Annotated in this window: 21 protein-coding genes; 14 read left to right on the forward strand and 7 right to left on the reverse strand. The window is 37.2% G+C overall.

Going from position 1 to position 21569, the window contains the following annotated elements; all coding sequences use genetic code 11:
• Positions 1 to 43 precede the first annotated feature (43 nt).
• From DQN49_RS07450 to aroG, 10 genes are all read left to right on the forward strand, one after another.
• On the forward strand, positions 44 to 991 hold the full coding sequence (locus DQN49_RS07450) for a 2-hydroxyacid dehydrogenase (RefSeq protein WP_006996104.1): 948 nt from the start codon (positions 44 to 46) through the stop codon (positions 989 to 991).
• Positions 991 to 2172: a lipoprotein-releasing ABC transporter permease subunit gene (locus DQN49_RS07455; protein ID WP_006996103.1), complete on the forward strand. Its 1182-nt coding sequence runs from the start codon at positions 991 to 993 to the stop codon at positions 2170 to 2172. The genes DQN49_RS07450 and DQN49_RS07455 overlap by 1 nt, the downstream gene beginning before the upstream one ends.
• Positions 2173 to 2186: 14 nt before the next feature.
• Entirely contained in the window at positions 2187 to 3476 is a 1290-nt protein-coding gene (gene bioA / locus DQN49_RS07460; protein WP_032826328.1) for an adenosylmethionine--8-amino-7-oxononanoate transaminase, read from the forward strand.
• Positions 3477 to 3484: 8 nt separating this feature from the next.
• A complete protein-coding gene (gene bioF / locus DQN49_RS07465) occupies positions 3485 to 4627 on the forward strand; it encodes an 8-amino-7-oxononanoate synthase (protein WP_006996101.1) in 1143 nt (380 codons plus the stop codon).
• A gap of 9 nt (positions 4628 to 4636) precedes the next feature.
• Entirely contained in the window at positions 4637 to 5284 is a 648-nt protein-coding gene (locus DQN49_RS07470) for a DUF452 family protein (RefSeq protein WP_006996100.1), read from the forward strand.
• Positions 5272 to 6054, forward strand: a complete 783-nt coding sequence (gene bioC, locus DQN49_RS07475) for a malonyl-ACP O-methyltransferase BioC (protein ID WP_006996099.1) — start codon at positions 5272 to 5274, stop codon at positions 6052 to 6054. Before DQN49_RS07470 ends, bioC begins: the two co-directional genes overlap by 13 nt.
• A 9-nt stretch (positions 6055 to 6063) precedes the next feature.
• Positions 6064 to 6705 (forward strand): dethiobiotin synthase, encoded by a 642-nt coding sequence (gene bioD / locus DQN49_RS07480; RefSeq protein ID WP_006996098.1) that lies wholly within the window; start codon positions 6064 to 6066, stop codon positions 6703 to 6705.
• 81 nt (positions 6706 to 6786) lie between these two features.
• Complete coding sequence (gene lolD / locus DQN49_RS07485) at positions 6787 to 7470, forward strand: lipoprotein-releasing ABC transporter ATP-binding protein LolD (protein ID WP_005693575.1); 684 nt, start codon at positions 6787 to 6789, stop codon at positions 7468 to 7470.
• Entirely contained in the window at positions 7470 to 8720 is a 1251-nt protein-coding gene (gene lolE, locus DQN49_RS07490) for a lipoprotein-releasing ABC transporter permease subunit LolE (RefSeq protein WP_006996097.1), read from the forward strand. The genes lolD and lolE overlap by 1 nt, the downstream gene beginning before the upstream one ends.
• Positions 8721 to 8938: 218 nt before the next feature.
• On the forward strand, positions 8939 to 10027 hold the full coding sequence (gene aroG, locus DQN49_RS07495) for a 3-deoxy-7-phosphoheptulonate synthase AroG (protein ID WP_006996096.1): 1089 nt from the start codon (positions 8939 to 8941) through the stop codon (positions 10025 to 10027).
• A 69-nt stretch (positions 10028 to 10096) separates the two neighbouring features.
• Here the strand turns inward: aroG and DQN49_RS07500 are convergent, their stop codons facing one another.
• Positions 10097 to 10537 (reverse strand): LexA family protein, encoded by a 441-nt coding sequence (locus tag DQN49_RS07500; RefSeq protein ID WP_006996095.1) that lies wholly within the window; start codon positions 10535 to 10537, stop codon positions 10097 to 10099.
• 284 nt (positions 10538 to 10821) lie between these two features.
• On the opposite strand from DQN49_RS07500, the gene sstT reads away from it, so the two are divergent.
• From sstT to DQN49_RS07515, 3 genes are all read left to right on the forward strand, one after another.
• Positions 10822 to 12066, forward strand: a complete 1245-nt coding sequence (gene sstT / locus DQN49_RS07505) for a serine/threonine transporter SstT (RefSeq protein WP_006996094.1) — start codon at positions 10822 to 10824, stop codon at positions 12064 to 12066.
• A 120-nt stretch (positions 12067 to 12186) separates the two neighbouring features.
• Entirely contained in the window at positions 12187 to 12795 is a 609-nt protein-coding gene (locus tag DQN49_RS07510) for an NAD(P)H-dependent oxidoreductase (protein WP_006996093.1), read from the forward strand.
• Positions 12795 to 13349, forward strand: a complete 555-nt coding sequence (locus tag DQN49_RS07515; protein WP_006996092.1) for a TorD/DmsD family molecular chaperone — start codon at positions 12795 to 12797, stop codon at positions 13347 to 13349. Before DQN49_RS07510 ends, DQN49_RS07515 begins: the two co-directional genes overlap by 1 nt.
• A gap of 46 nt (positions 13350 to 13395) precedes the next feature.
• Here the strand turns inward: DQN49_RS07515 and DQN49_RS07520 are convergent, their stop codons facing one another.
• Positions 13396 to 13950, reverse strand: coding sequence for an NAD(P)H nitroreductase (locus DQN49_RS07520; protein ID WP_006996091.1), 555 nt, complete (start codon positions 13948 to 13950; stop codon positions 13396 to 13398).
• A gap of 96 nt (positions 13951 to 14046) precedes the next feature.
• Here DQN49_RS07520 and sppA point away from each other — a divergent pair, with 96 nt between their 5' ends.
• Positions 14047 to 15897, forward strand: a complete 1851-nt coding sequence (gene sppA / locus DQN49_RS07525) for a signal peptide peptidase SppA (RefSeq protein ID WP_006996090.1) — start codon at positions 14047 to 14049, stop codon at positions 15895 to 15897.
• Positions 15898 to 15934: 37 nt separating this feature from the next.
• Here sppA and DQN49_RS07530 read toward each other — a convergent pair whose 3' ends face one another.
• The 5 genes from DQN49_RS07530 to mnmC form a co-directional block, all read right to left on the reverse strand.
• Positions 15935 to 16732, reverse strand: a complete 798-nt coding sequence (locus tag DQN49_RS07530) for a LicD family protein (protein ID WP_111723580.1) — start codon at positions 16730 to 16732, stop codon at positions 15935 to 15937.
• Positions 16732 to 17433, reverse strand: a complete 702-nt coding sequence (locus DQN49_RS07535) for an NTP transferase domain-containing protein (RefSeq protein WP_006996616.1) — start codon at positions 17431 to 17433, stop codon at positions 16732 to 16734. Before DQN49_RS07535 ends, DQN49_RS07530 begins: the two co-directional genes overlap by 1 nt.
• A complete protein-coding gene (gene licB / locus DQN49_RS07540; RefSeq protein ID WP_006996615.1) occupies positions 17430 to 18308 on the reverse strand; it encodes a choline transport protein LicB in 879 nt (292 codons plus the stop codon). The genes DQN49_RS07535 and licB overlap by 4 nt, the downstream gene beginning before the upstream one ends.
• Positions 18308 to 19348 carry a phosphorylcholine kinase LicA gene (gene licA / locus DQN49_RS07545; protein WP_111723582.1) on the reverse strand — a complete coding sequence of 347 codons (1041 nt, stop codon included), beginning with the start codon at positions 19346 to 19348 and terminating at the stop codon, positions 18308 to 18310. The genes licB and licA overlap by 1 nt, the downstream gene beginning before the upstream one ends.
• A gap of 70 nt (positions 19349 to 19418) precedes the next feature.
• The gene (gene mnmC, locus DQN49_RS07550; RefSeq protein WP_111723585.1) at positions 19419 to 21431 is read right to left on the reverse strand and encodes a bifunctional tRNA (5-methylaminomethyl-2-thiouridine)(34)-methyltransferase MnmD/FAD-dependent 5-carboxymethylaminomethyl-2-thiouridine(34) oxidoreductase MnmC; all 2013 of its coding nucleotides are present in this window, start codon (positions 21429 to 21431) and stop codon (positions 19419 to 19421) included.
• Positions 21432 to 21569: the final 138 nt, after the last annotated feature.

Raw genomic sequence — 21569 nt, forward strand, 5'->3', positions numbered from 1 at the left:
GGTTAATTTTGACCGCACTTTGTATATAAAAAAGGAGCAATTAATGAAAATCGTATTTTTAGATAGCACGGCTATTCCTAAACATATTTCAATTCCTCGCCCAAGTTTTGAACATACTTGGACTGAATATGATCATACGTCTTCTGCCGAAACCATTGAGCGAGCGAAGGATGCGGACATTGTTATTACCAGCAAAGTGATTTTTGATCGTGAAACTTTGCAACAACTGCCAAAATTAAAGCTGATTGCCATTACTGCAACCGGTACAAATAATGTTGATCTTGTGGCTGCAGAAGAAATGGGCATCGCCGTGCGTAATGTGACAGGTTATTCCAGTACAACCGTGCCAGAACACGTAATGGGTCTGATTTTTTCTTTAAAACACAGTTTGGCAGGTTGGTTACGCGATCAAACGGAAGCAAAATGGGCGGAAAGTAAACAATTTTGTTATTTTGATTATCCAATTACAGATGTGCGCGGTTCAACGTTAGGCGTATTTGGTAAAGGTTGCCTAGGAACAGAAGTGGGGCGTTTGGCTAATGCCGTGGGAATGAAAGTGCTTTATGCAGAACATAAAGATGCCACTGTTTGCCGTGAAGGTTATACGCCTTTTGATGAAGTATTAAAACAAGCGGATATTGTGACGTTGCATTGCCCATTAACGGAAACAACAAAGGATTTAATTAATGCAGAAACCTTATCCAAAATGAAAAAAGGTGCATTTTTGATTAATACAGGGCGTGGGCCTTTGATTGATGAACTTGCCTTAGTTGATGCGTTAAAAACAGGGCATTTAGGCGGAGCGGCTTTGGATGTAATGGTAAAAGAGCCACCAGAAAAAGATAATCCGTTAATTTTAGCTGCAAAAACGATGCCTAATTTAATTATCACCCCGCATATTGCTTGGGCGAGCGATAGTGCAGTGACAACATTAGTTGGCAAAGTAATGCAAAACATCGAAGAATTTGTACAACAATTAAATCAAAAATAATGAATTTTCCTATTTCTCTTTATATCGCCTTGCGTTATTGGCGTGCGAAAAGTGCGGATCGTTTTGGGAGATTAGTGACTAATCTTGCAAGCCTGGGGATTGTGCTAGGTGTGATGGCATTGATCATCGTGCTTTCGGTGATGAATGGATTAGAAGGTTACCAAAAACAACAGGTGCTATCTTCCATTCCTCATGCGATTGTGAGCGAAGAACAGCCTATTTCTACAGAAAAAACATTAGAAAATTTACCGCACTTTGTCCAAAAAGCCGTGCCGATCAATACAACAAATGTGATTTATCAAACGGCAAAAGGCGTGAGTGCAGGACAAATTATTGGTATTCAATCATTTTCTGATGATCCTTTGGTTGAATCTTTTGATCAGACTAAATTTAATGAAATTTTGCCTAGAGGGGAGTTTAAACTGGTCATTGGCGATCAACTGGCGCAAAAACTGGGCGTGAATATTGGGGATAAAATCCGTTTGATGATTACGGAAAATAGCCAATATACACCATTCGGTCGGGTGCCAATGCAGCGTTTGTTTACTGTTAGCGATATTTATTATGATTATGGCGAAGCATCTGGTTACGAAGCCTTTGCTAATATTACAGATATTGGTCGCTTAATGCGTATTCAACCTCAGCAAGCGCAGGGCTATCGTTTATTTCTGAATGATCCGTTCCAAATTACAGAACTCCCACAACATTTCTCAACACAAAAAATCACGGATTGGCGTGTGCAAAAAGGAGAATTTTTCCAAGCAGTGAGAATGGAAAAAAATATGATGGGTTTGCTGATTAGTTTGATTATTGTCGTGGCGATTTCCAATATTGTCACCTCTTTAAGTTTGATGGTGGTGGATAAACAAGGGGAAATTGCGATTTTGCAAACTCAAGGCTTAACAAAATCCCAAGTGCGTTCGGTGTTCATTTATCAAGGATTACTGGTGGGATTTGTTGGCACATTGCTCGGTGCTATTTTAGGTGTTTTAGCTACGTTGAACTTAACAGAGATTTTAAGTGCGGTAAATCCTCAAGGTGTTTTTTTACCGACAGAATTATCCTTTGTTCAAATGATTTTTGTCATTGGATTTTCGCTGTTACTTTCCTTGCTTTCAACCCTTTATCCTGCTTATCGAGCTGCGAAAGTAGAACCTGCAGCAGCTTTGAGATACGAGTAAATGGTAAATAAATGATGGATGAACAATCACTTTTAGTTTTTGATACACAACATATTTGGCATCCTTATTCTTCAGTTTCTTCTGATATGCCGCTTTATGCGGTGGAACGAGCTGATGGCGTGATGATAACTTTAAAAGATGGTCGTCGTTTGATTGATGGTATGTCCTCTTGGTGGGCGGCGTTGCACGGTTATAATCATCCTCGTTTAAATGCGGCGGCACAGAATCAATTAGCAAAAATGAGCCATATTATGTTTGGCGGATTTACCCATGACCCAGCGGTGGAATTAGCTCAATTATTGGTACAAATTTTGCCCAATGGATTAGATAAGATCTTTTTTGCTGATAGTGGTTCTGTTGCAGTGGAAGTAGCGATGAAAATGGCTATTCAATATCAGCACGCTAAAGGAGAAGTGCAACGACAAAAATTTGCCACTATTCGTTCAGGTTATCACGGCGATACGTGGAATGCGATGTCAGTGTGTGATCCAACCACAGGGATGCATCATTTATTTCATCATAGCCTGCCTGTACAATATTTTCTTCCTCAACCCAACATTCCATTTAATGAATCTTGGAATGATTGTGCCATTGAACCTTTAGCTGATTTACTTGAACGAAAAGGTAATGAAATCGCCGCACTGATTTTAGAACCTGTTGTGCAAGGTGCGGGCGGTATGTATTTTTATTCGCCAACTTATTTAGTGAAAGCGCAAGCACTTTGTAAACAATATGGTGTATTGCTGATCTTTGATGAAATCGCCACGGGATTTGGTCGAACAGGAAAATTATTTGCAGCTGAACACGCAGGCATTTCGCCAGATATTATGTGTATCGGTAAAGCCTTAACAGGTGGGTATTTGACTTTATCTGCAAGCATTACGACCACTGAAATTGCGCAAACTATTTGTAGCGGTGAGGCTAAATGCTTTATGCACGGGCCCACTTTTATGGCAAATCCGTTGGCTTGTGCAATTGCGACAGAATCTATCCGTTTATTATTGGAAAGCCCTTGGCAGCAAAATATTCAGCGAATTGAGTCTTCCTTAAAACAACAGCTTTCGCCTTTATCTGAAAAAGATTACGTCAAAGAAGTTCGTGCATTAGGGGCGATTGGGGTGGTTGAAATGAAAAGTGCGGTAAATATGAAAACTTTAGTCCCACGTTTTGTGGAACAAGGTGTTTGGATTCGGCCTTTCGGAAAATTGGTTTATGTTATGCCACCATTTGTGATTAAAGATGATGAACTTCAGAAATTAACGGAAGGCATGATTCTGGCTTTAATTCAGGAATATGAACATTAGGATGAAAAATGGATGCTTTCAAACAGCAACTGGAACAGCTTAGCGCACAAAATCAATATCGTTCAATTCCAGATTTAGTTCATCAAGGACGATATATTACGCGAGAAAATCGCAAAATGCTGAATATGTCATCTAATGATTATTTAGGTTTGGCATCAAATGAAAACTTGCGCCAGTCTTTTTTACAGCAATATGGCGGTAATTTTCCCTCTTTTACCAGTTCTTCATCGCGTTTATTAACGGGCAACTTTCCTATTTATACCGATTTGGAAGAGCTTGTCGCACAACGTTTCCAACGAGAAAGCGCTTTATTATTTAACAGTGGCTATCACGCCAATCTTGGTATTTTACCGGCTTTGACCACAACAAAAAGTTTAATTTTGGCAGACAAATTAGTGCATGCCAGCATGATTGATGGCATTCGTTTAAGCCAATGTGAGTTCTTTCGTTATCGTCATAATGATTATGAACATTTGAAAAATCTGCTTGAAAAAAACGTCGGAAAATTTGACCGCACTTTTATTGTGACAGAGTCCGTTTTTAGTATGGATGGCGATGTAGCTGATTTGAAACAGCTTGTTCAATTAAAAAAACAATTTCCCAATACTTATCTTTATGTGGATGAGGCCCATGCAATAGGCGTTTACGGTAAAAGCGGATTAGGTATTGCCGAACGAGCTAATGTGATAGCTGATATAGATTTGTTGGTTGGCACTTTTGGCAAGGCCTTAGCATCGGTGGGGGCGTATGCCGTCTGCAGCCAAGTATTGAAAGAATGCTTGATTAATCAAATGCGTCCATTGATTTTTTCAACCGCATTGCCGCCGTTTAATGTGGCTTGGACTTATTTTATTTTTGAACGATTGCCGCAATTCTCAAAAGAAAGAACTCATCTTGAGCGGTTAAGTGTATTTTTACGCCAAGAAGTGGAGCATAGAACGCAAATAATGCCGAGCCAAACCTGCATCGTCCCCTATATTTTAGGCGGGAATGAAGCCACTCTTGCCAAAGCGGAATATCTGCAAGGGCAAGGTTATTATTGCTTGCCGATTAGACCGCCGACAGTACCAAAAGGTACATCCAGAATACGATTGTCTTTGACGGCAGATATGACAATGGATGAAGTGAAACAGTTTGTGGCATGCTTATAAGGAAATAATGTGAAAACGAAATTTTATGATCATCAAGGTGAGCATTTAATAGTTTATTTTGCTGGCTGGGGGACACCTCTTGATGCTGTAGCTCATTTGATTTTGCCAACAGATCATGATTTATTAATTTGCTACGATTATCAAGATTTAAATTTGGATTTTGATTTTTCCGCCTATCGGCACATCCGTTTGGTGGCGTGGTCTATGGGCGTTTGGGCGGCAGAGAGGGCATTGCAAGGAATAAGATTAAAATCCGCAACGGCAGTGAATGGCACAGGTTTGCCCTGTGATGACAATTTTGGCATTCCTGACACTATTTTTAAAGCGACACTGGGCAATCTCACAGAAAATACCCGTTTAAAATTTGAACGCAGAATCTGTGGCGATAAAGCATCTTTTGAACGTTACCGACTATTTCCAGCCCGTCCGTTTGACGAAATTCATCAAGAACTTACCGCAATTTTTGCGATGATTCAGCAGGATAAACGCACCGATCTTATTCACTGGGCAAATGCATGGGTTAGTTCTCGCGATAAAATTTTTACGCCAGCTAATCAGCACCAATATTGGGCATCCCGTTGTGCCGTTCAGGAAATAGAGGGTGAGCATTATGTGTTTTCAAGATTTACCCACTGGTCGGCATTATGGAATCATTAACTTCCGTAGATAAATCGCGTATTCAACACGCCTTCCAAAAAGCCTTAAATAGCTATGATGAACATGCGTTAATTCAACAGAAAATGAATATTAAGTTAATGACACATTTGCAAGATTATTTACCAAATGGGTCACTAGATAGTGTTTTGGAGCTTGGTTGCGGGTCTGGTATGTTGAGCTCATTGTTGCAAAAACAGATTTCAGCGGATTATTGGTTATTTAATGATTTGTGCGATGTGCAGGCCAAACTGGCTGAAAAATTGCCGCAATCCTTTGATTTTTATTGCGGCGATGCCGAACATTTCCTTTTTTTGCAACAATTTGACTTAATCGCAAGCGCATCCGCCGTGCAATGGTTTCACCAACCCGACGCTTTTATCGCCCATTGCAAAACAGGCTTGAAAACAAACGGATTATTGGCGGTTGCAACCTTTGGCGAAGATAATTTAAAAGAAGTCCGCCAGATCACAAATATAGGCTTAAATTACCCGACTTTATCCCAATGGCAGACTTGGTTGGCCAAAGATTTTGAGCTTTTATGGTGTGAGGATTTTAAGGTAATACTAGACTTTGATACGCCGTTAGATGTACTCAAACACCTTAAATATACAGGCGTAACAGCCACGAACCAAAAAAATTGGACAAGAAAAAATCTCAATGGATTTATTGGCGATTACTTGTCGGCGTTCAGTATGCCGTCGGGCAAAGTGCGTCTGACTTATCATCCGTTATTTTTTATCGCGCGCTATTCTCACATAGAAAATCAGTAAGGAATATTTATGGGCAAGGTTATTTTTATATCTGGCATTGATACCGATGTGGGAAAAACGATTGCTACAGGCATTTATGCTAAAAAGTTGATGGAACAAGGCTTTTCCGTGATTACACAAAAAATGATTCAAACAGGTTGTAAAAATATCGCTGATGATTTACTTGTGCATCGAAAGATTCAAGGGATTGATTTAACGGAAGAAGATTTACAAGGCAAAACCTGCCCTTATGTTTTTGAATATCCTTGTTCGCCACATTTAGCGGCAAAGCGAGAAAGTAGAAAAATTGAAGCAAAAATCATTGAAAAATCTACCGCACTTTTGACAGAAAAATATGATTATGTACTATTGGAGGGTGCTGGTGGCTTAATGGTACCTTATTGTGAAGAAGAGACGACGTTGGATTATATCCAGTTAAATAATTACCCTTTGATTTTAGTGACATCGGGAAAACTAGGCAGTATAAACCACACATTATTAAGTTTAGAGGCTTGTCGTACTCGCGGTATTTCAGTATTAAGTGTAATGTATAACGGTTACCCAGAATATGATCCTATTATTAGTCAAGAAACCCAACGCTATTTAAAACGTTATCTTGAAAAACATTTTCCTGAAACAGGATTTGAATACTTTGGGTGTATTGAAATTTAAGCTCAAGGAAAAGTGTGATAGACTCGCGCAAGTTTTTGATGGGATTATCTGCCGCTAAAGTGCGGTTAAAACGAGTAAAAAATGAATAACTATTTATTAAAATGCGAAAATATCAATAAATTTTATCAAGAAGGTGAAAATCAAACGCAAGTATTAAAAGGCGTTTCTTTTTCTATGGAACCTGCAGAATTAGTTGCGATTGTGGGGAGTTCAGGTTCAGGGAAAAGTACTTTATTACATACTTTAGGGGGACTTGATCAGCCAAGTAGTGGGGAAGTGTTTATTAATGGACAATCCTTGCAAAAAGCATCGGCTAATGAATTAGCTGCTTTGCGTAATCGTTATTTAGGATTTGTGTACCAATTCCATCATTTAATGGCGGATTTTACCGCACTTGAAAATGTGATGATGCCGATGTTGATTGGTCATCAAAATAAAACTGAAGCGAAAGATCGCGCCGAAAAAATGCTAAGTGCGGTGGGATTAAGCCATAGAATTACGCATCGTCCTTCTGCGCTTTCTGGTGGGGAACGTCAGCGTGTGGCGATTGCGCGTGCTTTAGTGAATAATCCATCGTTAGTTTTAGCGGATGAACCCACAGGAAATCTCGATCACAAGACCACTGAAAGTATTTTTGAGCTGATTCAACAACTTAATCAAGAGCAAAATATTGCTTTTTTATTAGTCACTCACGATATGGGGCTTGCGGAAAAATTATCACGCCGTTTAGTGATGCAAGATGGTCTTTTGAAGGAGGGGGCGTGATGAATACGCCGTTTTTTATTAGCTGGCGTTATCAACGTGGCAAGCAAAAAAATCCTTTAGTCGCGTTAATTGCAAAATTTTCTGCAATTGGTATTGCGTTGGGTGTTGCAGTTTTAATTGTTGGTTTAAGTGCGATGAATGGTTTTGAGCGTGAGCTTAATCAACGGATTTTGGCCGTCGTGCCGCATATTGAGATTTTTTCTGCGCCTCAAGAGAAAGATCCCACAATTCATCATTGGCAAAATTTAGAAAAACGCCTACAACAAAATCCACAAATTAAAGGAATCTCTCCTTTTGTTAGCTTTACGGCATTGGTAGAAAATGGCTCAAAATTGAAAGTTGTTCAGGTCAAAGGTGTTAAAAAACAAGCAGAAGATAAGGTAAGTTCAATTGGCAATTTTGTACAAGAGCAAGGTTGGAACAAATTTGAGAAAGAAGGCGGATTGGTCTTGGGAGCGGGTATCGCTAAAGAACTTGATGTAAAAGTAGGGGATTGGATTACCTTGCTTATTTCTCAGCAAAACGGCGATGAACAATTTGCTCAACCAATTCGTGAGCCAGTGCAAGTTACCGCTATTTTACGCTTAGATGGTCAGCTTGATTATAGTTATGCCTTATTGCCGCTTGCTCAAGCACAAACCTTTTTGACTTATCAACCTGATCAAATTACAGGTGTTGAATTGAAATTAGATGATCCTTTTTCTGTGAGAAATCTGGATTTATCAATGTTTAATGATTATCCGCAGATGCTATATATGCAAAATTGGATTAGTAAATTTGGTTATATGTATCGCGATATTCAGCTTATTAGAACCGTAATGTATATCGCAATGGTGCTTGTGATCGGTGTTGCGTGTTTTAATATTGTTTCTACGCTGATTATGGCAGTAAAAGATAAGCAAGGCGATATTGCCATTATGCGTACGCTTGGAGCAAATAACGCGTTTATCAAACGTATTTTTATTTGGTATGGCTTACAGGCAGGAATGAAAGGTTGCTTAATTGGAATTGTGTTAGGCATTATACTTGCATTAAATCTGACAACTTTTATTCAAGGCATTGAGTGGATTATCGGTAAGAAATTATTATCGGGAGATGTGTATTTTGTGGATTTCTTGCCAAGCGAGTTGCATTGGTCGGATGTTTTGATGGTTTTAATCGCTGCACTTGCCTTGAGTTTAATAGCAAGCCTTTATCCAGCAAGCCGAGCTGCTAAATTACAACCTGCACAAGTATTAAGTAGCCATTAATTTCGAGAGTACAGCACAAAAGTGCGGTATTTTTTTTTCTTTTATTTACTTAATTATTTCGTTTTATTCAGCTTGCAAGGGAGTTGTAAAGATAGTTTAATAGGGAATTCGTAGGTTTTATTCTAAAAAAAACATATCGAACTAGTTTACTAGTACAAAAATAAGTGTAGATTAGCTACATAATTTAAACACAACATTTGAAAGCAAGAGAGTAATGTATGGCTAAAGAGAAAATTGAAATTGTCGTGGCAAACGACGATACGCGAATTGAAAAAGTCGATCAGGTGTTACCACCCATTGCCTTATTAGAAAAATACCCAGCAAGTGAACATGCTGCGGTATTAGTGAAGCAAACTCGTCATGAGGCACATAATATTATTCATGGTAAAGATGATCGTTTATTAGTCGTGATTGGGCCTTGCTCTATTCATGATCCGAAAGTTGCCATTGAATATGCGACTCGTTTAAAACCATTACGTGAAAAATACAAAGATAGCCTTGAAATTATTATGCGTGTGTATTTTGAGAAACCGCGTACAACGGTGGGTTGGAAAGGTTTAATTAATGATCCATATTTGAATGATACTTATCGTTTAAATGATGGGTTGCGTATTGCACGGAAATTACTTTCAGATATTAATGATCTTGGTGTGCCTGCAGCGGGCGAGTTTTTAGATATGATTACACCTCAGTATTTGGCAGATTTTATGAGCTGGGGGGCGATTGGGGCTAGAACAACAGAATCACAAGTTCATCGTGAGTTGGCTTCAGGTTTATCTTGTGCTGTTGGGTTTAAAAATGCCACTAATGGTGGTGTGAAAGTCGCTTTAGATGCAATTGGTGCGGCGGAAGCTCCCCACTATTTCTTATCTGTCACTAAATTTGGTCATTCTGCAATTGTTTCTACAAAAGGGAATGAAGATTGCCATATTATTTTACGAGGTGGAGATAAAGGCCCTAACTATAGTGCTGAAGATGTAGAAAAAGTTTGTGCTGATATTGAAAAAACAGGGCGTATTCCACACGTTATGGTTGATTTTAGCCATGCAAACAGCAGTAAACAATATAAAAAGCAAATGGATGTTTGCCAAGACGTATGTAATCAGATTGCATCTGGTTCTAAACAAATCTTTGGCGTAATGGTGGAAAGCCATTTAGTGGAAGGTCGTCAAGATTTAGTTGATGGCAAAGCGCAGACTTATGGACAAAGTATTACGGATGCGTGTATTGGATGGGAAGATTCTGAAAGATTATTGCAACAACTTTCTGATGCAGTTATTGCTAGACGTAAAGCGACGAGTAATTAATTGAAATATAATCTAGATACTAGATAGAAGTGCGGTTGATTTTCACCGCACTTTTTTATTTGCTTTTAACTACGCTGCCCATTTCATTTTATCGCGACGTTTCATTTGATGAATCGTATTGGTTACGGTGCCGACAATAGGTAAATTCGACCAATCTTTTGTATTTATATTTGGTGTTGTGGAATCCAATGCCATGAAAAGATAATTGCCGCTATGCACCATAAATTCATAGACATGAAATTCGTTATTTTCTTCTAGCACAACAAGATCACCAGAATAAAGATCGTCATTTTTTTCGACGACTAACATATCGCCGCTTTCAATTCCCCAAGCCAACATATTTGGGTTAGTTATATGAATAAAACAAGTTTGTTTTGGACGTTTGATACAGTAAAGATTTAAATCTAATTTTTTGTTGAATTTAAGGTTATCTTCTATATCACTGAAAAAAGGCAGTGGATTATAAGAAAAATCCATTTCATATTGTGTAGCCAAAGTTTGGTTGTTCATTCTCTTATCTCCTGTTAAATAATATGGATAAATAACCTTTTACCCTGTTTTTTTGTACAGCTAAATTTTACTGATATTTCATACAGGGTGTCAATAGGTTAAATAAAAAATTTTTTTATAAGTATGTTTTTAGAGAATATCTAATAACTTTAGAAAAAAGTTCACTTTTAGAGTGAAAAATAATAAAAATATTTTCTTTCATTAAAATTTTACGCTATCTTTAATTCCCCCTAGGTGGATTGGTAACAATCTGAAGTTAAATTTACTAAAAGAAAGATAAAAATATGAACACATCATGTCTATTTAGTCTGTTATTTCAGGGTAGTTTGGTAAAACGAATTGCCGCTGGCTTGGTTCTTGGTATTGTTGTTGCATTGATTTCAGCACCATTACAAGAAACCATTGGTTTTAATCTTGCTGAAAAAGTTGGCGTATTAGGTACGATTTTTGTAAAAGCTCTGCGTGCCGTTGCACCAATTTTAATTTTCTTTCTTGTTATGGCTGCCCTTGCAAACCGTAAAATTGGTACGAAAAGCAATATGAAAGAAATCATTGTGCTTTACCTTTTAGGCACATTCTTAGCTGCATTTGTTGCTGTTATTGCTGGTTTCGTATTCCCAACGGAAGTGGTATTGGCTGCGAAAGAAGATTCAAGTTCTGCACCACAAGCCGTTGGTCAAGTGTTGCTAACATTAATTTTAAATGTGGTAGATAATCCATTAAATGCAATTTTCAAAGCAAACTTTATTGGTGTATTAGCTTGGTCTATTGGTTTAGGTTTGGCTTTACGTCATGCATCTGATGCAACTAAAAATGTATTATCTGATTTTGCAGAAGGCGTATCAAAAATTGTTCACGTGATTATTTCTTTTGCGCCATTTGGTGTATTCGGTTTAGTGGCTGAAACCTTATCTGATAAAGGTTTAGTCGCATTAGGCGGTTATGTGCAATTACTTGCTGTATTAATTGGTACGATGTTATTTACTGCTTTTGTTGTAAATCCTATTTTGGTTTACTGGAAAATCCGTCGTAATCCTTACCCATTAGTGTGGACTTGTGTACGCGAAAGTGGTGTAACTGCATTCTTCACACGTAGTTCCGCAGCAAATATTCCCGTGAACATCGAATTAGCAAAACGCTTAAATCTTGATGAAGAAACTTATTCTGTTTCTATTCCATTGGGTGCGAACATTAATATGGCGGGTGCGGCGATTACTATTACTATCTTAACTTTAGCCGCAGTTCATACACTAGGCTTAGAAGTTTCTTTCGTTAGTGCGCTTTTATTAAGTATTGTTGCAGCACTTTGTGCTTGTGGTGCATCTGGCGTAGCGGGCGGTTCATTATTATTAATCCCATTAGCATGTAGCTTATTTGGTATTTCTGATGATGTAGCAGCACAAATGATCGGTGTTGGTTTCATTATTGGTATTTTACAAGATTCAACTGAAACAGCATTAAATTCATCAACTGACGTATTATTTACTGCGGCAGTATGTATGGAAGAAGAACGTAAAAACGCAGCATAATTATGATGCAAATAAGAGAGCGGGCATTGCCCGCTTTTTTTATGTGATTTTATATGCAAAGTGCGGTCTATTTTGATAGACTTTTGCCACGTTTTATTTCCCTACAAATAGGTAAGAAAAATGAACCACTTAATTATTTTTGCTCATCCTAATTCAGAGCGTAGTTTTGGGCGAGCAATTGCTAATCGTATTGAGCAAATCAGTCAAGCAAACGGTGTAAATGTATTTTTTCGCGATCTTTATGAAATGAATTTCAATTCCATTTTATCTTTTGAAGAATTGCGAAATGCCCATAAGGGTATTATTCCAGAAGATATTAAGCAAGAGCATAATTTTATTCTTCAAGCGGATTTAATTACGTTGGTTTATCCCCTTTGGTGGATGGGCTTTCCAGCAATATTGAAAGGCTATTTAGATCGCGTATTAAGTCACGGCTTTGCCTATAAAACGGAAAACGGCGAATCAGTGGGGTTGCTTAAAAATAAGCAAATGCTGCAATTTATTACTATTGGCAGTAATCTCGATAAATATAAAGAGTTTGGTGTGGATAAATCTCTCAATCATTGTTTAATTAATGGATTATTTAATTACTGTGGCATTGAAAATGTCGAGTTTGAATTATTCGGTGATATTCATTTAATTGATGATGGGGCGCGTAAAGCAATGATTGAACTTGCCGCTCAAAAAACAAAAGAAAAACTGACCGCACTTTTAAAGGAAAAAGCGTAATGTCTGAAAAACAAATTAATAATTTTTCATTAATTAGTCGATTATTCGGTAATCTTTTTTATCGTTCTCCCACCGATGAAGTACTTGCAGGCGCGTTTGCTTGGTTACAACAAAAAGGTTTGATCCAAGTTTGGGCGTTAGATACTGATAAAGAAAGTGAATTAGCACTGAATAGCCTACAAGTTAAAATTGATCTTGATTTATTGAACCAAGAATATCAAAAATTATTTGCTGCGAATGGTAAAGTGATAACCGCTATTTCAGCTTATGGCATTGATGTTGAAGAATTTGTGAATTTTCGCCTTGTACGCAATATGCCAGAGGTGGAAAGTGCGGATCATTTTGCTTTATTATTACTTACAGCCTCTTGGCTTGAAGATAATTCAGATTCTTTAGTGGCTCAACAAGAATTCTTTGAAACTTTTTTATTACCTTGTGCAGCGAAGTTTTTAACTCAAGTAGAAACGCAAGCAACCTTGCCTTTTTATCGTGCATTAGCCATTCTTACACGAGAAATATTGGTGGCGATGGCGGATGAATTGGAAGAAGAGTAGGCAATATCTTGCTTTCCTCTAAGTTTTGAGGAAAGCAAGAAATATTTTATAGATAGGTTACAAAATCTTTTGTATCGATAACACGGTATTCACGTTCTGCTTTTTCTATGCCTGTGCCAATCATAACTAAGGCAATCACACGATCTTGTTCACGACATCCGAAAGCTTCTCGTAATGCGCTACCATTAACCCATTTCCCTGAAATCCACACATTATCAAATCCTTGTGCTTGTGCTGCCAGTTGTAATCCATAAGTTGCACAACCTGCACTCAACATTTGTTCCCATTCAGGCACTTTAGCGATAGTTGGATCGATTTTTGCTACCACACCAATGACCATAGGTGCTCGATGTGCTAAATTTTCAGCTTTCTTTAATTTTTCTTCACCCAAATCAAATTCTACAACGGCTGCTTTAAGTAGCGTTTCCAATTTATTTAAGCCCTCATTTTCCATTACAACAAAATGATAAGGATGTAATTTCCCATGATCTGGTACATGCATTGCTGCTTGGAGAATAAGTTCAAGTTGTTCTGTATTAGGCGCTGGTGCGGTCAATTTTTTGTTTGATTTTCTTGTGGTTAAAAGTGTTAATGAATCCATTGTATTATGCCTGTGAATAAAAGTGCGGTGGATTATAGCATAGTTTTTGACAAGGCTTTGTGATACGCTAGTGCAAATTTTTTAAAGGTAATGTGTATGTTTCGAGTATTAAAATTTTGTTGGAAAGCCCTTTGTTTCATTCGTGATCTTGTGATGAATGTCGTGTTTTTAGGTTTTGTATTGCTGCTAGTGGCGATTATTAGCTTTTCAAGTGGCGGGAAAAAATCTACAACATTAATAGGGGAAGGTGCGTTATTACTTAATTTAGATGGCTATCTAGCGGACAATCGAGATGAAACACTTCGTTGGCAAGATGCGTTAAACGAATTAAATGGTAAGCACGTTCCTCGAAAAATTTCGACATTTGATGTGGTATTTGCCATTCAACAAGCGGAAGATGATCCTAAAATTAAAGGATTAGTGCTCGATCTTAATTATTTTGAAGGGGCAGATTTGCCCGCATTAGATTTTATTGGTGGTGCTATTCGTCACTTTAAAGATGCAGGGAAATCAGTGATCGCCTATGCGGATAATTATTCCCAAGGACAATATTATTTAGCGAGTTTTGCGGATGAAATTTATCTAAATTCAATTGGAAGCGTGGATATTCACGGTTTATCGCAAGAGAATTTGTATTTTAAAGAGATGCTCGACAAATTAGCCGTTACACCACATATTTTCCGTGTAGGGACTTATAAATCAGCGGTAGAGCCATTTTTACGCAACGATATGTCGGCTGAGGCAAAAGCAAATATGCAGCGTTGGTTAGGCGAAATGTGGAATAATTATATTTTATCCGTCAGTGAAAATCGCAAGATTAAGAAAGATCGCATTTTGCCGAATGCAAAACAGTATCTTGCAGAACTTAAAGAATTAAAAGGCAATAGTACCGCTTATGCCCAACAACGTGGATTAGTAACCGATGTTGTAACTCGTTTAGATTTAGAGAAAAAATTAACCGCACTTTTTGGCAAAAATGCAGATGGAGAAGCTAATTTAGTCGCATTTGATGATTATTTAACGCAATTTCCTGATCGTTTAACACCACAGGATAATTCGCCAAATAAAATTGCCGTAGTAAATGTGGAGGGAACGATTATCGATGGAGAAAGTGATGAAGAAAATGCAGGTGGAGACACCATTGCGCGAATTCTCCGTAAAGCTCAAGATGACAACTCAGTAAAAGCCGTTGTTTTACGGGTTAATTCACCAGGTGGGAGTGCTTTTGCTTCTGAAATGATTCGTCAAGAAACTGAAAATTTACAGAAAATCGGTAAGCCTGTTATCGTATCTATGGGGGCAATGGCTGCATCTGGCGGTTATTGGATTTCCTCCACTGCGGATTATATTATTGCTGACGCAAACACCATTACGGGTTCTATTGGTATTTTCGCGATGTTCCCGACTTTTGAAAATAGCATTAAGAAAATAGGCGTGAATGCAGATGGTGTTTCAACTACTGAATTAGCCAATACATCAGCGTTTTCTCCGTTAGCAAAACCTGTGCAAGATATTTATCAAACAGAAATTGAGTATGGTTATGACCGATTTTTAGAAATTGTTAGCAAAGGTCGCCAGCTTTCTAAAACACAAGTAGATAAACTTGCTCAGGGTCAGGTTTGGTTAGGCAGTGATGCATTCCAAAATGATTTGGTGGATGAGATTGGTTCTTTTAATGAAGCGGTCAATAAAGCAGAACAATTAGTGAATCAACGCCAAGATACTGCCGTACAAGATTTTAGCGTGGAATGGTTCACTGATGATAATGTTAGTTTAATTAGCACTTTATTGCGCGATACTAAAAAAGGTACTCAAGAGCAATTAGTTAAATGGCTTGGTCTGCCAGCTCCAATTCAAAAATTACAAAAAGAATTGAATGTATTAACTAAATTTAATGATCCTAAAGGTCAGTATTTGTATTGTTTGAATTGTGGGAAGGTTAAGTAATAATTGAAAAAGGGCAGAACTAAATCTGCCCTTTCGCTTACAAAATATACGCTTCTTGAATATGATGTTGTTTTTGCTCTTCTTCTGGGGGGAGTTTCATATAATCTCCATAATATTGCGTTAAGTGTTCGTGATATCCATTCATTACTTGAAATTGTCGCCCCTCAAATTCTTTATAAATAACGTGATTAAAATAAGCTCTTGGCATATAAGCTTTATTCCAATTACGATATTCCGTCATTAATAACCCTATATTTTCTGAGGTATTAATTGGGTGCAATTTTTGAATTTCGGATAAATAGTTTTGCATTCTATGAAATAAAAGATTCGATAACCAATTTAGTATTGTATATTTTAATGAATTTTGGGAAGCTCTTATCCAACGTTTCTTACAAGATGCAAAACGGTTTTTTCTTTTTCTATATTTTTTGATTATTGTATAAATAATTTTTTTGTTATTTGGTATTCCATCATAGATAAAAATATCTATAAATATTTTGTTTTCATCTCCATTTATATCAATCGTCTTTGTTTTATTGTCGAATATTTTTGTCATTTCACCAGTATTAGAGGCTAGAATATCTTCCGCTGTCCCTATGCTATATCGTTCATGTTTTTCATGTAGCCAAGCATTGATAAATTTTTGATATTCATCACGGTGCATATAAACATCAATATCATCATCCCAAGGGATAAAGCCTTTGTGGCGTATAGCACCGATTAATGTTCCACCACCAAGAGAATAGTGAATTTGGTGTCGCTCACATAATGCGTGGAAATAATCTAAGATATTGAGACAAACTAGTTGTTGTTCTCTAAGAGTCAATTTTTTCATTATTTTTCCTTGTTTGTTGTAAGTTTTTGTAAAATATGCTGATAATCATCAAGGTTATCCATCTCAAATATATCATCGTTGTTAAGTTGCTCCGTATGAACATTTAATTTATCTATATATTCCATCGGAATGGTGTCCCAATAAAGTTTTGGATTTTTTAACTGCACTTCATTTGTATATTCTTTGAGTAAATTTAGAATAATATTGCAATCCCGAGTTGTCCAATAAGATACCCCTGACAAGCTAGGCTGGTTTAATGATCCAATCTCAATACGCATTACTTGCCCATTACTATTTAAAATCGGTAGCCATTCATTGTGCGTTTTAGAACGGATAACCGTGAAATATTTGCTGTGTGATGGTTTCGTTAGAAAAATATTACGATTAAGCACTACATCCGCATCAATAACATAACAATCATTAAAGAAGTCCTGTGCCAGAGAAAAGGAATAAATGCTGTTATATTCGCGATATTTTTCGTTGTAAATCAAGGTGCAGTCATATTTTTTCTTTAGATACTCGAATTGTTCGTGTAAATACCCTGTAACAATGACAATATTGTCGATATTTGCTTGACGTAGAAAAGTGAGTGTCCGTTCTAAGTTAGGTGTGCCGTGAATATCTAACAATGATTTATGTGTGCTTTGTGTGATTTCTTTAAATCGGCTGCCTAGGCCTGCTGCTAAAATGATTGCATTCATTTTTGTTCCCCTTTGTAATAAAGTGTAACGATCACTCCTGCACTTAATAATAAGGTAAGCAGTAAGGTAATGGGCTTAATTGGCTGTTGATAGAGCAGATAACCAAGTCCAATTGCCCATACAGAATATGTGATATTTAATGCCATTGCTTTGATTGGTTTTAACAGATAAATCGCTTGGTAATAGCAGCAGTAAGATAATGCACCAAAGATTATTACACCAACAATTTGTACATAATTAAAACTAAGTATATCTAGTGAGAAATTTTTCAAGGAAAGAATAAATAGAATCAATAAATAACCAATAGTTGAACCACATAGTCTTAAAAAATACACCTGAAGTCCAGAGAGAGAACGCATTGTATAGGAGGATATCACTATTTCAGATGACCACCCTAATATACAAATTATTAAAAAAATAAAACCGATAGTATTAAAGGTTATTTCTTGTCCTACTTCAATAGCAAGCAACGAAGAAGAAATAATAGCCAAGACGAATCCGAATTGGGCTGTTTTGGTAATTTTTTCTTTTAGAATCCAATAAGACATTAACGCAGCGAAAACAGGAAAGAGAGATGAAAGCGGTGCAGCATAATAGATTGTTAAATAATGAATGCTTAATAAATAGGCAGACATTCCTATTGGTCCACCTAATACGCCAGATAACGCAGGTCGCCAAAAAACACCTTGAAAATCTACCGCACTTTTTCGCCATAATGTGATGCCGATAACTAATAACGAGCAAAAATCAATTAAAAAAAGCAATGAAATTACTTTCCCTAACGCAGTATATTCACTTAATGGCAATTCATTATACAACAGTCCAGATAATGCCCAAAATACAGCGGACAGTATGCCAAAGAGATAGCCACGCATTATGGCAATTCCTCTAACAGTTTAAATGCTGCGTCTAAGCGTTTTAACGCATAATCGCCAAAATTCTCGCCGTGTTCTTCTTTGACTTTTGTCCATAAAAACCACAATACATTTTGGCAAAAACGATGGATTTTTAACCGTTTGTGAGCGATTTGAAATTCTGTCTTGTGATATTTATTTGTCTGATTGCAATAGGTTTCTAATAGAAAATCAGCAGCTTCTTTTGATAAATGAGCTTCCTCAATGATAGTAGCTATATCAAATAGCGGATCATTTAAGCCCGAATATTCCCAATCGATAAAAAATAGCCGATCATCTTGTAATAACATATTTTCAGGGACTAAATCATTGTGGCACGGACGTAAAATTATCTCTTTATTGATTTCTTCAAATTGCCAAAATACAGCTGAAAGTTTATCCATTCTCGAATCAGCTTGATAAAAAGCGGATTTGTTTTCTAGCAATGAAAAATATTGGCGAAACTCATCGAATACGCTAAATACATTACGGAAAACAAATTCACTATTGTGTAAACGACATAAATTATTCACAACTTGAGACAAACAACTTTGTTCGTTTAATTGTATCTGGCTTAAAGGCTTACTATTTTCTAAATAACGAGTCAGTTTTACGCCACTTTTGGCATCTAATACGGGGGTTTCTACATTCAAACCAGCACGATATGCCTGTGCATTATTGAATGCCTCATATTCTCGATTTATCAGTGACACATTTACGGCATTAGGGATCCGTAATACAAACTTAACTCCAGAAATATTAAGTAGAACATTTTGATTGGTCATTCCTCCAATGGAGGAAAAAGGAATGGAATGCTGATGAAGAAAATGAAATACTTCCTCAGGCTTGTAGCAAGTTTTAACAAATCCTACAATTTGATTGATTGATTGATTGATTGATTGATTGATTGATTGATTGATTGATTGATTGATTGATTGATTGATTGATTGATTGATTGATTGATTGATTGATTGATTGATTGATTGATTGATTGATTGATTGCATAGCATTTTTGTATTCATTTTTATATTTAAATTTTGTTTGATTTTAATACGTTAAAGTTATTTTTGTAAGGCTCTGAATCTTATGAATTTATTCAACTTTTGAACCTTTCAACCACTTTTTTACCCAAGCTCGGTTAGCTGAAAGATTATGTAATATGCCTTCGCTTATTGGTAATGGCTCGCCATAAATGATTGAAGCTAAGGTTTCGCCTAAGAGTGGAGCAGAGGTAAGCCCGCGAGAACCTAAGGCTGCGATTAAGAAAATATTCTGAAAATTGGCTGCACTTTGAATAGGTTGTTTACGACGGCGGAGGTTAAATAGATTGTAATAACCAGCTTGTTGCTGTTCAAAATGAGGCACGTTTCCCACCATTGGGGCAAGATCTCTTACAGAGCAACGAATGCCTACACGAGCGAGATTATCTGATGTATCCACATCTTGCGTCCAAGGTTGGGCGATATTTTGTTGGAGTTTTTGTTGGTTTTCTTGTTGTTCTTGTTCGCTAAAATGGCGATCAACATTATCACGAACATGGCTTGCGCCGATGCAATGTGAGGTTTTTAATTGATTGGCTGGAGTAAGATAGCCATCATAACAAAGCACAGATTTCAGTTTGAGTAAGTTTTCTGATGTTGGAATTTGGCTGACTTGTCCGCGGATAGGGTAGAGCGGTAGCTTTTCTGTTTGAACAAAATCAGTAATTTTATATCCGTTCGCAAGAATGACGACTTCATGGCAGTATTTTTGACCTTGCATATTTTTTAGTTCCCAACCTTTTTCTTCTTGAGAAAGTGCGGTAATTTTTTGTGCGGTTTTAATGATGACACCCTGCTTTTCAAGAAATGAAAAGGCATTTTGAACAAATTGTCTTGGTGCAAGCCAAGCCCCTTGTTCAATCCAACCGCCTTCGCAATTAAGCGGTAATCCCACTTTTTCACTGAGTTGTTCAGCATTCAGCATTTGGAAGATTTCGTTCGGTAAACCAAGCTGAGAAATCTTTGCTAATTTGACCGCACTTTTTTCGTTGTAAGCACATAGTGCCACGCCACAAAATTCGTGTTCAAACGCTATGTTTTGTTCGATTGCCCAATCAAGTAATTGGCGACCGTAACTGAAAGCGTGCAGGTAAAAATCAATGGTACGCGCATTATCATCGCTAAGTTGTGGATAAAATGCACCTTGTTTATTGCCTGAGGCATTAAGTGCGAGCGCGTCATCTTCACAATAAATGGTGACTTTTGCCCCACGTTTTACTAAGGAAATAGCAGCACAAAGAGAGGCAATACCACCGCCGATAATAGCGACATCTTGTTTTTCCATTTTCGCAGGCTGAGCAAGATACCAAGGTGTGGAAAGTGCGGTAGGTTTTGATTGTATTTTTAGCCCACTTAAACATTTTCGCTTTTTGCCGAAGCCTTTACGTTTTGTCACGTTAAAGCCTGCGGATTCAAGTCCTTTTCTGACTGCACTTGCTGCGGTGAAAGTGGCAAAAGAACCATTGGGTTTCGTGAAACGAAACATTAAGTTATAGAGATCATCATTCCACATTTCAGGATTTTTACTCGGCGCAAAGCCATCTAAAAACCAAGCATCAATACGTTCATTCATATAATCGCCAAGTTGTGGCAAGTTTTCTGATACATCACCCAGCCATAAATCTAAGGTTGTCTCTTCAAAATGAATACGATGACAACCTAGAATCAATGAAGGCCAATAACGTTGCAAATGAGCGCTTAAATCTTCAAACTGCGGATAGGCAAGATGTGCTTGCGAAAGTGCGGTGATTTTTAGCGGATATTTTTCAAAGGAAATAAAATTTAGGCGTTTTAAAGGATGATTCTCGTGTTGCTGGCGAAATTCACGGAACAATTGAGTTGCCGCAAAGAAATTTAATCCTGTACCAAATCCTGTTTCAGCGATGACAAAATTAGCTTCTTTGTGTGTTATCCAACGTTCCCAAAGTTGATTACCTTGTAGAAAAACATAATCGGTTTCTGCCAATCCATTTTCGTTAGAAAAATAGACATCATCGAATTGATCTGAGACGGGAATATGGTTTTGGTTGAAGTGAATCTCAGCATGTTGGACGCTAAAGGTCATTTTTTATTCCTTTCTTGCCTAATGAAATTTGCGTATAATAACGCGATTTTCTGAACTGGTCGAACAAATGAATTATTGCTTGAAATATTTTTATTTCATAGTAATTTTGAGTCGTTATTTTTACATATAAAACAATAA

This window comes from Haemophilus aegyptius (assembly GCF_900475885.1).
Classification (GTDB): Bacteria; Pseudomonadota; Gammaproteobacteria; order Enterobacterales; family Pasteurellaceae; genus Haemophilus; species Haemophilus influenzae.